Origin of the sequence: Streptomyces sp. NPDC126503, from assembly GCF_040302405.1 — a bacterium.
In the GTDB taxonomy this organism is placed as follows: domain Bacteria; phylum Actinomycetota; class Actinomycetes; order Streptomycetales; family Streptomycetaceae; genus Streptomyces; species Streptomyces gulbargensis.
In genome coordinates this window covers 36,152-49,083 of the sequence record NZ_JBEORS010000023.1, presented here as the reverse complement: position 1 = coordinate 49,083, position 12,932 = coordinate 36,152, and the positions used below count along the sequence as shown (strand labels likewise).

At 74.9% G+C, this 12,932-nt stretch carries 9 protein-coding genes; 7 read left to right on the top strand and 2 right to left on the bottom strand.

Features of this window, described 5'->3' with window-relative positions; all coding sequences use genetic code 11:
- Positions 1 to 260: 260 nt before the first annotated feature.
- Positions 261 to 1,979: an MFS transporter gene (locus tag ABTY40_RS25195; RefSeq protein ID WP_352061611.1), complete on the top strand. Its 1,719-nt coding sequence runs from the start codon at positions 261 to 263 to the stop codon at positions 1,977 to 1,979.
- A gap of 50 nt (positions 1,980 to 2,029) precedes the next feature.
- Here the strand turns inward: ABTY40_RS25195 and ABTY40_RS25190 are convergent, their stop codons facing one another.
- Entirely contained in the window at positions 2,030 to 2,464 is a 435-nt protein-coding gene (locus tag ABTY40_RS25190) for a cell division protein SepF (protein WP_309051474.1), read from the bottom strand.
- Positions 2,465 to 2,856: 392 nt separating this feature from the next.
- On the opposite strand from ABTY40_RS25190, the gene ABTY40_RS25185 reads away from it, so the two are divergent.
- The 4 genes from ABTY40_RS25185 to ABTY40_RS25170 all read left to right on the top strand — a co-directional run bounded on the left by ABTY40_RS25185 (position 2,857) and on the right by ABTY40_RS25170 (position 7,105).
- Entirely contained in the window at positions 2,857 to 4,113 is a 1,257-nt protein-coding gene (locus tag ABTY40_RS25185) for a DUF5685 family protein (RefSeq protein WP_352061610.1), read from the top strand.
- A gap of 76 nt (positions 4,114 to 4,189) precedes the next feature.
- Positions 4,190 to 4,987: a DUF1684 domain-containing protein gene (locus tag ABTY40_RS25180; RefSeq protein WP_352061609.1), complete on the top strand. Its 798-nt coding sequence runs from the start codon at positions 4,190 to 4,192 to the stop codon at positions 4,985 to 4,987.
- Between the two features lie 231 nt (positions 4,988 to 5,218).
- The gene (locus ABTY40_RS25175) at positions 5,219 to 6,091 is read left to right on the top strand and encodes a S1 family peptidase (RefSeq protein ID WP_352061608.1); all 873 of its coding nucleotides are present in this window, start codon (positions 5,219 to 5,221) and stop codon (positions 6,089 to 6,091) included.
- A gap of 120 nt (positions 6,092 to 6,211) precedes the next feature.
- A complete protein-coding gene (locus ABTY40_RS25170) occupies positions 6,212 to 7,105 on the top strand; it encodes a S1 family peptidase (RefSeq protein ID WP_352061607.1) in 894 nt (297 codons plus the stop codon).
- 88 nt (positions 7,106 to 7,193) lie between these two features.
- Here the strand turns inward: ABTY40_RS25170 and ABTY40_RS25165 are convergent, their stop codons facing one another.
- On the bottom strand, positions 7,194 to 8,237 hold the full coding sequence (locus ABTY40_RS25165) for an ABC transporter permease (protein WP_352061606.1): 1,044 nt from the start codon (positions 8,235 to 8,237) through the stop codon (positions 7,194 to 7,196).
- A 158-nt stretch (positions 8,238 to 8,395) separates the two neighbouring features.
- Between ABTY40_RS25165 and ABTY40_RS25160 the strand changes: the two genes are divergently transcribed.
- Positions 8,396 to 11,890: a DNA polymerase III subunit alpha gene (locus tag ABTY40_RS25160; RefSeq protein ID WP_352061605.1), complete on the top strand. Its 3,495-nt coding sequence runs from the start codon at positions 8,396 to 8,398 to the stop codon at positions 11,888 to 11,890.
- Positions 11,887 to 12,882: a DNA polymerase Y family protein gene (locus ABTY40_RS25155; RefSeq protein WP_352061604.1), complete on the top strand. Its 996-nt coding sequence runs from the start codon at positions 11,887 to 11,889 to the stop codon at positions 12,880 to 12,882. The genes ABTY40_RS25160 and ABTY40_RS25155 overlap by 4 nt, the downstream gene beginning before the upstream one ends.
- Positions 12,883 to 12,932: the final 50 nt, after the last annotated feature.

Sequence of the window (12,932 nt, the reverse complement as noted above, 5' to 3'; positions counted from 1 at the left end):
AAATGAATCCGGAAGCCTGTTTGTATCCGCGGGAAATGCTTCGGACGGGCATCCGTACGGAATTCCATGCGACGCGCGGGCGGGGGCGAGTGGCGTACGCCACACCCGGAGCCCCCACGGGGTGAGAGCTGCGCCACGCGCTCGGTCCTTGAACTCGCGTACGCTGACGGCTCACTCGCCCGTCGATGCCGGGCCGCCCCGGGGGCGAACGCCCTGGTCGGTGCCCACCGAGCGCGAGAGCTTCACTGGGAGGTACGTACATGTCGCGGACGATCACGGCCCGAGTCCACCCGCGTGCCGCCGACGGCGGCGCCCACCGCTGGCTCGTCCTCGTCGTCCTCTGCGTCAGCCTGCTCCTGGTCGCCCTGGACGCGACCATCCTCCACGTCGCCGTCCCCTCGCTCACCGAGGACCTGCGCCCCAGCTCCACGGCGCTGCTCTGGATCGTCGACGCCTATCCGCTGGTCTGCGCCTCGCTGCTGACCCTCTTCGGCACGCTCGGCGACCGGGTCGGCCGCCGGAGGGTGCTCCTCCTCGGATACGGCCTGTTCGGCGTCGCCTCGGCCGTCGCCGCCCTCGCCACCGAGCCGGGCGTGCTCATCGCCGCCCGCGCCCTGCTCGGCGTCGGCGGCGCGATGATCATGCCGGCGACCCTCTCCATCATCCGCGCGGTCTTCCCCGACCGGCGCGAACGCGCCACCGCCATCGGCATCTGGACGGCGGTCGCCGCCATCGGGGCCGCCGCGGGTCCGGTGCTCGGCGGTTTCCTCGTCGAGCACTACTGGTGGGGCTCCGTCTTCCTCATCAACATCCCCCTGATGGCGCTGATCCTGCCGCTCGGCCGCCGCCTGCTGCCCGAGTCCCGGGGGAGCGGTGAAGGGCCCTGGGACGTCCTGGGCGCCCTCATGGCCGCCGCCGGCGTCCTCGGCTGCGTGCTGGGCGTGAAGCGGGCGGGCGCCGGGGACCCGCTCCTCGCGCTGCCGACCGCCGGGCCGCTGCTCGTCGGCGCCGTGCTCCTCGTCCTCTTCGTACGGCGCCAGAGGCGGCGCCCGCACCCGCTGATCGACACGCGCCTCTTCTCCCGGGCCGCCTTCACGACCTCGGTCGGCTGCATCGTCCTCGCCATGCTGGCCCTGGTCGGCCTGGAGCTCATCGCCGTCCAGTACCTCCAGCTGGTCCTCGGGCTCAGCCCGCTGGAGACCGGGCTCCGGCTCCTGCCGCTCACCTTCGCCGCCATGGCCGCCGGCGCCACCGGCTCGTACACCCTGCGGCGGATCGGGCCGCGCCGGATGGTCGGCTGGGGCTTCGTGCTCACCGCCGGCGCGGTGCTGCTGCTCACCCTCATGGGACAGCACGACCGGCCGCTGCTGCTCACGGTGGGCTTCGTCCTGCTCGGCTTCGGTCTCCAGACCACCCTGTTCTCGGCGTACGAGTCGATGCTCAGCGAGGCGCCGCAGCGCAGCGCGGGCGGCGCGGCCGCGATCGGGGAGACCTCCTACCAGCTCGGCGCCGGCATGGGCATCGCGCTGCTCGGCAGTGTCATGAACGCCGCGTACGCCCCCGGGCTCAGCGGCGTTCCCGGGGTTCCGGCGGAGGCGAGCCGGGCCGCGGCGAACTCCCTCGGCGAGGCGTACCAGGTCGCCGGTGACCTCGGCGGCGCGGCCGGTGAGGCGCTGCACCGAGCCGCCCGGCACGCCTTCGTGGACGGGCTGCACCTCACGCTGTGCGTGAGCGCCGGGCTGCTGCTGCTCGGGGCACTGATGGCGCTGCGGCTGCCCCGGGTCATGGAGTGCGCGGTGGATCCGGAGGACGATCTCTCCGGCGGCGGGCCGGGAGACCCGGCCGCCCGGGAGGGCGTGGAGGGCAGGGAGCGGGTGGCGTGCACCGGCGGTGCTCCGGGCGCCGGGGCGTGCGAGCCGCGGGTTCCCGCGGCCCGGGAAGCGATCGAGCCCGCCGGCTCGGGACGTCCGGGGCACTGACCCGGCGCGTCGTCGCCGCGCCGGTCGCACCCGCCGGCCGGCGGGCCCGCTCAGCTCTGGTTGAAGAAGCCGTCCTGCGAGCGGCGGCCGGACTCCCCGCTCACGATCCGGGTGTCGGCCGGGGTCAGCAGGAAGACCCGCGTCGCCACGCGCTCGATCGAGCCGCGCAGGCCGAAGGCGAGACCGGCGGCGAAGTCGACCACGCGCTTGGCGTCGTCCGGCTCCATCGAGGTCAGGTTCACGATCACCGGGACGCCGTCCCGGAAGAGCTCGCCGATGCCCCGGGCGTCCCGGAAGCCGTCCGGGGAGACGGTGGCGATCCGGCGGCCCCGCTCCTCCGCGGTGTCCGTGGCGACCCGCACCCGCGGGTCCGTCACCCAGGCGTCGCCGCTCTCGGCACCGTCGGCGTACTCGTCGTCGTAGTAACGCTCGTCGTTGTCCTCGACGAGTCCCAGCCAGGCACTTGCCTTGCGCACCGATCCCATCGACGCCTCCTTTCAACGCGGTCACTTGTGGTTCCGCATGTCCCTATCGTCGTCCATGATGCGGATCGCGCGCCAAGGGGATAGGCGCCGCGCAGAGGATTCGTGACGGTACTGGTGCAGAACGTGAGCGCCCGAACCTGGCGAATCGTCAGGAAACATGCGGTATGGGGCTGCTGACGAGGGGCCATGTAGCTGAAAATATGAAAGTCATGCCGGAAGAGTGACCACGGGCGCGTCCGGGTGAACAGGAGCGCTCGTTACGATGCCGCGAGACCGCCCGACGGCACTTTCACGCCAGGCCCGCACCACCCATCACGCGCGTCGCTCCCACGCGACGCGTACCACTCACCGACCGCGCGCGCCGCGTTCGGGCACGACTCACGGGGGAGTCCATGTTCGGAATCGTCAGACCCTGCACGCATCGGCTGACCGAGGGCCTCAAGACCGAGTGGATGGCCCATCTCTGCGGTCTCTGCCTGGCCCTGCGCGCCGACCACGGCCAGTTCGCGCGGGTCGTCACCAACTACGACGGCCTGATCGTCTCCGTCCTGACGGAAGCTCAGGCCGGTGTGGCGGCGGGGGGCCGGCGCACCGCGGGGCCCTGCCCGCTCCGCGCGATGCGGACCGCCCCCGTCGCCCGCGGCGAGGGCGCGCGCCTGGCCGCCGCGGTCTCGCTGGTCCTCGCCTCGGCGAAGGTGCGGGACCACGTCGCCGACCGGGACGGCCTGCTGGCGCGCCGGCCGGTCGCGGCCGCCGCCCGCCGGGTCGCCCGCTCCTGGGACCGCGCCGGGGCCAGGACCGGTCGCGCCCTCGGCTTCGACACCGCCGTCCTCGTCGACGCCGTGGACCGGCAGACCGGGATCGAGGTGCTCGCCGGCCCCGGCACCCCCCTGCTCGCCGTCACCGAGCCGACCGAGACGGCCACGGCCGCCGCCTTCGCGCACACCGCCGTCCTGGCCGGCCGGCCGGGCAACGCGGCGCCGCTGGCCGAGGCCGGCCGCCTCTTCGGCCGCCTCGCCCACCTCCTTGACGCCGTCGAGGACCAGGCCGCCGACGCGGAGTCCGGGGCCTGGAACCCGCTCACCGCGACCGGCACCTCCCGCGCGGAGGCCCGCAGGCTCGCCGACGACGCCCTGCACGGCATACGCCTCGCGCTCAAGGACGCCGAGTTCGCCGACGGCAGGCTCGTCCACGTGCTCCTCGCCCACGAGCTCCGCACCTCCGTGGACCGCGCCTTCGGGACCGTCTCCTGCTCCCACGGAGCGGCGGGATCCGGCCACGGGCCGGTGCCGGGGAACCCGTACGGCGCCCAGGGCCCCGGTCCGTACGGCCCGCAGGGCGGCGGAAACCCCTACGGCGGCAACCCCTACGGGGGCACCCCTCACGGCGGCGGCGCCGGCGGACCCCACGGGGGCGGGCCCGGCGGGCTGCCGCCGCAGTTCGGGGGCGGGGCGCCGCAGGCCCCGAAGCCGCGCGGGTTCCTCGCCGGCTGCGCCATGTTCACCTGGCTGTTCTGCACCTGCCAGATCTGCTGCGCCAAGGAGTACGAGGGCCCCTGGTCCCGCAAGAAGCGCGAGGGCTGCTGCCGGGACTGCGACTGCGACCCGGGCTGCGGCGAGTGCTGCTGCTGCCCCTGCGACGGCTGCTGACCGACCGCCGGCCCGGCCGGGGTCCGGCCGTCGCGACCGGTGACCCCGGCCGGGCCGTGTGGAAGGGTGGAGCACCATGAACACCGATCCACGACAGAGCCGGCAGGACTGGCTGGACTGGCACGAGCGGCGCGAGGCCGCCGTGGCCGTGCCGTACGGCCCCCTCTCCCTCACGGGCACGTACTGGCTCGCGGACCATCCCGGGGGTCACGTTCCGGCCGTTCCCGGGACGTGGCGGGAGGAGGGCGACGAGGTGGTCCTGACGGCGGGCGCGGAGGACGCCGTCACCGTCGACGGCAAGCCCCTCGTCGGCACGGTGCGGCTCACCGCCGACCACGGCCCGGTCCACGCCTCCCGGGTGGAGTCGGCCGGCCGGCGGCTCGTCGTGATGCGACGCGAAGGGCTCTGGGCCGTCCGGGACTTCGACCCGGAGTCGGCGGCGCGCCGCGCCTTCCGGGGCATCGAGGCCACCCCGTACGACGAGCGCTGGGTGGTGCCCGGCGTCTTCCGGCCGTACGGGGAGGAGCGCAGCGTACGGGTGGAGAACGCCGACGGCAGGGAGCGCGGGCTCGGGCTCTCCGGGGAGCTGGCCTTCGCGCTGGACGGGGCGGAGCACACCCTTCAGGTGGCGGTGGAGGACGACGGTTCGCTGTGGGCCGTCTTCTCGGACGCCACCGGCGGGCGGGACAGCTACCGCTTCCGCTTCCTGCGTCCGGCCGCCCCGGCGGCCGACGGTTCGGTGACGGTGGACTTCAACCGGGCGCTGCTGCCGCCGTGCGCCTTCGCGGACCACTTCATCTGCCCCTTCCCGCCGCCGGGGAACACGCTCGGCGTTCCCGTCGCGGCGGGGGAGCGGCGGCTGGTTCCCGCCTGAGGCCGCCTCCCCGGCCCTCACCTGGGCCGATGCGGGCCGGCGGGCTCCGGCGGACGGCCGGGCGGACGCCCGGGCGGCGGGGGTCCGGGGACAGCCGTGGCGACGGCGGTCTTGTGCGGCGGGCCGGGGCACGCCACTATCGCTGGCGGTGCATGTCAGGAACACGTCACCTGATGGCGCCTCACGGGCCCGCCACCCACGGACCCCTCCGCTTTTCCCAGAAGGAGAGATGTGAGGAGCACAGTGAGGAACACCCGCACCCGTCTGCTCGCCCTCGCCGCCGGACTCGCGGCCGTCACCGCCCTCGGCCTCCCCGCCGCTCAGGCCGCCCCCGCGCCCGGCCCCGCCGGAGCCGAGCAGCTCGCCCGTGCCGGTGCCGCCGTCGACGCCGCCGCCGCGCGGATCGGCGGCACCGCCTGGTACGTGGACAGAGCGGCGGGCCGGGTCGTCGTCACCGCCGACTCCACCGTCACCGACCAGGAGCTCGCCACCCTCCGCGGCGCGGCCGGCGCCGACGCCGGGGCGCTCACGGTCACGCGTACCCCCGGCGTCTTCAAGCCGCTCCTCGGCCCCGGCGACGCCATCTACGGCAGCGGCTACCGCTGCTCCCTCGGCTTCAACGTCCGCGGCGGCGGCACGGACTACTTCCTCACCGCCGGCCACTGCGGCAACGAGGTCAGGACCTGGTACGCCAACTCCGCGCAGTCGACGCTGATCGGCGCCACCGTCGGCTCCAGCTTCCCGGGCAACGACTACGCCCTCGTCCGCTACGACAACGCCTCGCTGAGCCGGACCGGCGGCTTCACCGCGGCCGACGCCTACGTCGGCGAGCCGGTCAAGCGCTCCGGCTCCACGACCGGCACCCGCAGCGGCACGGTCACCGGCCTCGACGCCACCGTGCACTACTCGGGCGGCGGCACCGTCCGTGGCATGATCCAGACCAATGTCTGCGCCGAGCCCGGCGACTCCGGCGGCGCGCTCTACGACGGCACCAAGGCGCTCGGACTGACCTCCGGCGGCAGCGGCAACTGCTCCACCGGCGGCACCACCTTCTACCAGCCGGTGCCCGAGGCCCTCGCCAAGTACCGGGTCAGCCTGCTCTGAGACCCCCGCGCCTCCGTGACACCCCGTCACGGACGCGCCGGCGCACCACGGCCCCGCGACCACCCGGCACGGGGCCGCGAACTCCACCCCCACCGATCCCCCACCCAGGAGGAACGTCCCGTGAGTTCCCAGCGCACCACCCGCACCCGCACCATCCGTCTGCTGGCCGTCACCGCCGGGCTCGCCGCCGCGGCGACCCTGGCCGTCCCCAGTGCCAGCGCCGGGACGGAGCAGACCTACGGCGCCGCCCAGCTCGCGACGGCCGCCGACGCCGTCCTCGCGGCCGACGTGGCCGGCACCGCCTGGCACGTCGACGCCGCCTCCGGGAAGGTGGTCCTCACCGCCGACTCCACCGTCTCCCCGGCCGAGATAGCGAAGATCAAGCAGCGCGCCGGGGCCAACGCCGGCGCGATCAAGGTGGAACGCACCCCCGGCAAGTTCACCAAGCTCATCTCCGGCGGCGACGCGATCTACGCCGACGGCGGCTGGCGCTGTTCCCTCGGCTTCAACGTCCGGGACAGCGCGGGCACCTCGTACTTCCTGACCGCCGGCCACTGCACCGACGGCGCCGGGACCTGGTACGCGAACTCCTCCAAGACCACCGTCCTCGGCACCACGACCGGGTCGAGCTTCCCGAACAACGACTACGGCATCGTGCGCTACACCAACAGCTCCATCAGCAAGCCGGGCCAGGTCGGCAGCGTGGACATCACCAGCGCCGCCAACGCGACCGTCGGCATGTCGGTCACCCGCCGCGGCTCCACCACCGGCACCCACAGCGGTTCGGTGACCGGCCTCAACGCCACGGTGAACTACGGCGGCGGCGACATCGTCTACGGCATGATCCGCACCAACGTCTGCGCCGAGCCCGGTGACTCCGGCGGCCCGCTCTACTCCGGCAGCCGCGCCATCGGCCTCACCTCCGGCGGCAGCGGCAACTGCTCCACCGGCGGCACGACCTTCTTCCAGCCCGTGACGGAGGCGCTGAGCGCCTACGGCGTGAGCGTGTACTGAACCGCGCACCGGCCGGTGTCCTGACACCGGCCACGGTGATGCCCCCGGCGGACGCGCCGGGGGCATCACCCGTTCCAGGGGCCGCGGGTCACCGGGCCCGGCGGGTCTCCTCCACCTCCGAGGCGATCGGCTCCGCCTCCGGGTGGCGCTTCAGGGAGGAAAGGATCAGGGTCACCGCCGCGCCGACCACCGCCCAGGCGGCGAGGACGAGCATCGGGGCCGTCAGGGAATTGCCCTTGAAGTACGCGATCGAACGTGCCGCCCAGGTGCCCGCGCCGGGCGGCAGGGCCGGGCCGATCGCCTTCCAGAAGGGCGGCAGCATCGGCGAGGGGAAGGCCCCGCCCGCGCTCGGGTTGCCCGCGACGACCACCAGCAGGATCGCCAGGCCGATGCCGACGATCCCGAAGACGGACTGGAGGGCGAGGGTGGCCGCGCCGACGGCGAAGACCACCAGGGTGCCCAGGCCCCACAGGGCGGCGACGCCGCCGGGCAGGGCGCCCAGGATCGGGCCGACGATGACCGCGCCGCCCAGGCCCCCGAGGGCCGAGTAGAGGGCGAGGACACCGAGCCGGATGACCGCCCGCTCGCGGTTGGCCGGGCGCGAGCCGGCGCTGATGGCCAGGATCGCGGCGCAGATGTAGCCGCCGACGCACCAGCCGACCGCCAGGTAGAAGGCGGAGAGCCCGTCGAAGTCCTGCGGCGAGGCGGGTGCCACGTCGACCGTCCGCACGGTCCGCCCCTGTGTCCCCTCCACCTCGGTGAGGATCTTCTGCAGGCCGGAGGAGAGCACGGTGCCGCCGCCGGAGGCGACGAGCAGGGTGTCGGTGCGGCCGCGCGGATCGACGACGAGGGCGCCGTCGAGCTCCCGCTCCATGATCTTCTCGCGCGCCTCGGCCTCGCCGGCCACCGCCCGTGGGTCGAGCGGCCCGCCCGGGAGCTTCCCCAGCCGTTCGACCAGCCCCGCGGAGGCCGCCGGGGGCGCGGCCACCCCGAAGGGGACGTCCTTCGGCTTCGGATGGTGCAGGGCCCCGACGTACGAGGCGATGAACAGGAGCTGGAGGGCGAGGACGCCCACGACGAGCAGGGCGGCCCGTGGGGTGACGGCACTTTTCAGTTCATCGACGAGACTCATGCCCCCACGCTCCGGGGCGGGTGGTGTTCCCGCAGGTGGGATGGGGCCGAACAGGTGAGGCGCACGCTTATCGTACGAGCGTTCGAAATGAGCTAGGGTGAGTGGAGGGGGTGGGAACGTTTGTACGAATGTCGGTGCGGGACTGCGGGAGGTGAGCCATGCCGGGCTTCACGCACCTGCACACCGTCTCGGGCTTCTCCGTGCGCTACGGCGCCTCGCACCCCGAGCGGCTCGCCGCCCGGGCCGCCGAGCGCGGCATGGACGCGCTCGCCCTGACCGACCGCGACACGCTCGCCGGGGCCGTCCGCTTCGCCAAGGCGTGCGAGGAGGCGGGCGTACGACCCCTGTTCGGTGTGGACCTGGCCCACGAGCCGCCGGAGCTCCCGGGCGCCGGCCCGTCGCGGGCCCACCCGGCCGCGCCCGGGGCTCCCGGGCTCGCCGAGGCCGGCGCGGTCGCCCAGGGCTCCACCCGGCGCGTACCCCTCCGGGGCGGCGCCTTCCTCGACGAGTCCGCGCCCCGCGCCGTCTTCCTCGCCCGCTCCCGGGCCGGCTGGGCCTCCCTCTGCGCGATGATCACGGCCGCCCACGCGGGGGGCGGGGAGCCCCTGCTGCCCCGCTCCGCCTTCGGCGACGACGTGTTCGTCCTGCTCGGCCCCGCCTCCGACGTCGGCCGCGCCCTCGCCGCCGGTCGCCCCGACCGGGCCGCCCGGCTGCTCGCCCCCTGGCGCGAACGGTACGGCGACGCCCTGTGCCTGGAGGCCGTCCACCACGGCCGCACCGGTACGGGCCCCGGCTCCCTGCGGCTCGCCGCCCGTACCGTCGGCTTCGCCGCCGAACAAGGCGTCCGCCCCGTCATCGGCAACGCCGTCCGCTACGCCGACCGCGGTCAGGGCCCGGTCGCCGACGTCCTCGACTCCGCCCGCCGGCTCGTTCCCGTCGACCCCCGCAAGGAGCTCGACAGCGGAGAGGCCTGGCTCAAGGGCGCCGAAGGCCCCGACGGCATGCGGGCCGCCGCCGAGCGGATCGTGGAGGCCGCCGGCTTCCGCAGGGACGCCGCCCGCCGCCTGCTCGACCGGACCGAGGAGGTCGCCGCCGCCTGCCTGGTCGACCCCGAGGACGACCTCGGCATCGGTTCCGCGCACTTCCCGGAGCCGTACCTCGTCGGCGCCGCGCACCGGACCGCCCAGCGGGTGCTCGCCTCCCGGGCCGCCGCCGGCATGGTCCTCAAGGGGTACGAGAAGCGGCGGGACTACTGGGACCGGATGCACCGCGAGCTGGACGTCATCGCCCACCACGGCTTCGCCACCTACTTCCTGACGGTCGCCCAGGTCGTGGACGACGTCCGCCGGATGGGCATCCGGGTCGCCGCCCGGGGCTCCGGCGCCGGCTCCCTCGTCAACCACCTCCTCGGCATCGCCCACGCCGACCCGGTCCGGCACGGACTGCTGATGGAACGCTTCCTCTCCAAGCGCCGCACCGCCCTGCCCGACATCGACATCGACGTGGAGTCCGCCCGCCGCCTGGAGGTCTACCGGGCGATCATCGGCCGCTTCGGCACCGAGCGTGTCGCCACCGTCGCCATGCCCGAGACCTACCGGGTCCGCCACGCGATCCGGGACGTCGGCGCCGCCCTCTCCCTCGACCCGGCCGAGACCGACCGGCTCGCCAAGGCCTTCCCGCACATCCGTGCCCGGGACGCGCTCGCCGCCCTCGACGAACTGCCCGAGCTGCGCGCGCTCGCCGGCGAGCGGGAGAAGTACGGCCGGCTCTGGGAACTGGTCGAGGCGCTCGACGCGCTGCCGCGCGGGGTCGCCATGCACCCCTGCGGGGTCCTGCTCTCCGACGCCTCGCTGCCCGGCCGCACCCCCGTCGTCCCCACCAGCGGCGAGGGATTCCCCATGACCCAGTTCGACAAGGACGACGTGGAGGAACTCGGCCTGCTCAAGCTCGACGTCCTCGGCGTGCGCATGCAGTCGGCGATGGCCCACGCCGTCGCCGAGGTCGGCCGCGCCACCGGCCGGCGGCCCGACCTCGACGCGCTGCCGGAGGACGACCCCGAGACCTACCGGCTGATCCGCTCCACCGAGACCCTCGGCTGCTTCCAGATCGAGTCCCCCGGCCAGCGCGACCTGGTCGGACGGCTCCAGCCCGCCGGCTTCCACGACCTGGTCGTCGACATCTCCCTCTTCCGGCCCGGTCCGGTCGCCGCCGACATGGTCCGCCCCTTCATCGAGGCCCGGCACGGCCGCGCCCCCGCCCGCTACCCCCACCCCGACCTGGAGGAACCGCTGAAGGAGACGTACGGCGTGGTCGTCTTCCACGAGCAGATCATCGAGATCGTCCGCATCATGACCGGCTGCGGCCGGGACGAGGCCGACCAGATACGGCGCGGGCTCTCGCACCCCGAGGCGCAGGGCCGGATCAGGACCTGGTTCGAGCGGGCCGCGCGGGAACGGGGGTACGACGCCGGGACGGTCACCCGCACCTGGGAGATCGTGGAGGCCTTCGGCTCGTACGGCTTCTGCAAGGCGCACGCGGTCGCCTTCGCCGTCCCGACCTACCAGTCCGCCTGGCTCAAGGCCCACCACCCGGCGGCCTTCTACGCCGGGCTGCTCACCCACGACCCCGGCATGTACCCCAAGCGGCTGCTGCTCGCGGACGCGCGGCGGCGCGGGGTGCCGGTGCTGCCCCTGAACGTGAACCGCTCCGCGGTCGCCCATCGCATCGAACTGGTGTCCGAGGATCCGGCGGTGTGGGGCCTGCGCCTCGGCCTCACCGACGTGCACGGCATCAGCGAGGCCGAGAGCGCCCGCATCGAGGCCGGCCGGCCCTACGCCTCCCTGCTCGACTTCTGGGAGCGCGCCCGGCCCCGCAAGCCCGTGGCCGAACGCCTCGCCCAGGTCGGCGCGCTCGACGACTTCGGCGCCAACCGCCGCGACCTCCTCCTCCACCTCACCGAACTCCACCGAGGAGGGTCGGGGGCCGCCGCCCACGGCGCCCAGCTCCCGCTCGCCCGGGGCAGGAGGACCGCCCCCGTCGGCCTGCCCGACCTCGACGACAGCGAACGCCTCAGCGCCGAACTCGGCATCCTCGGCATGGACGCCTCCCGCCACCTCATGGGCGACCACGACGCCTTCCTCCGCGAACTCGGCGTCGTCTCCGCCCGGCGGCTGCGCTCCGCCGCCCACGGACAGACCGTGCTCGTCGCCGGCGCCAAGGCCGCCACCCAGACCCCGCCGATCCGCTCCGGCCGCCGGGTCATCTTCACCACCCTCGACGACGGCACCGGCCTGGTCGACCTCGCCTTCTTCGACGACTCCCACGCGGCGTGCGCCCACACCGTCTTCCACTCCTGGCTCCTCCTGGTCCGGGGCGTGGTGCAGCGGCGCGGCCCGCGCAGCCTCAGCGTCGTCGGCTCCGCCGCCTGGAACCTCGCCGAACTGGCCGAACTCCGGGCGTCCGGCGGTCTGGAGGCGGTGGGGGAGCGGCTCGCGGAGCCCGTCGCCGCCCCCGCCGGGGAGGGTGACGGCGGACGCCGCATCACGATGCCCACCGGTTACGAGATGAACCCCTGGGCCGACCTCAGGCCGGCCGGCGACGGGGTGCCGAGCGGAAGGAAACTGTGGCACAGCAGTCCGGGGAGCGCGGGATGATCCTCTGTGTACGTTTCGGGCCGGGGGCCGGTGCCGGGCGCGGCTCCGGGTCCGGCGAGGGCGAGGGGGCCGGTGTCCTGCTGCCCCGGCTGGTCGATCTGGTCCGGGAGTTCACCCCCGTCGTGGAGGCGGTCCCGCCGGGCGAGGTGCTCGCCGACGTGCGCGGCGCCCTGCGCTACTTCGGCCGGACCCCCCTCGAACTGGCCGCGCTCGTCCGGGTCAGGGCCCTCGCCCTGTACGGGGTGGACTGCGTCATCGGCGCCGGACCGAACCCGATGCTGGCGCGCGCGGCGGCCCGCGAGGCGCGCCCCGGCGTCACCCGGGTCGTCGACGACCCGGCCGCCTTCCTGCGCGACCGCCCCGTCGCCGGTCTCGACGGAGTCGGCCGCGCCACCGCCCGTACCCTCTGCGCCTACGGACTCGACTCCGTCGGCCGGGTCGCCGACGCCCCGCTCGCCGTGCTCCAGCGGCTCGTCGGCGCGAAGGCCGGACGCGACCTGTGGGAACGCGCCCGGGGCATCGACCGCACCCCCGTCGTCCCCGGCGCGCTGTCGCGCTCGGCCGCCGCCGAGCGCTCCTTCCCGCACGACGAACTCGACCGGACCGAGCACCGCAGGGCCCTGCTCTCGCTGGCCACGGAGCTCGGCGCCCGGCTGCGGACCGAGGGCCAGGTGTGCCGGGCGCTCGCGGTCACCGTGCGGTACGCCGACCGCACCACCACGACCCGGAGCCGCGTCCTGCCCGAACCCACCGCCCACACCGCCGCGCTCACCGCCCTCGCGTACGCGATCCACGACTCCTTCGGGCTCCAGCGGGCCCGGGTGCGGGGGATCGCGCTGCGCGTCGAGGACCTGGGGCCCGCCGAGGGCGCCGCCCATCAGCTGTCCCTCGACCCGGCCGACGAGAAGGCGCGGCGGATCGAGGCGGTGGCCGACCGGGCGCGGGCGAAGTTCGGCCCCCGGGCGGTCCTGCCCGGAGCACTCGCGGCCTGAAAGAGCGGCTGATGAGCGTCTGGTGACGACCCGTCACATTGTTACCGGCG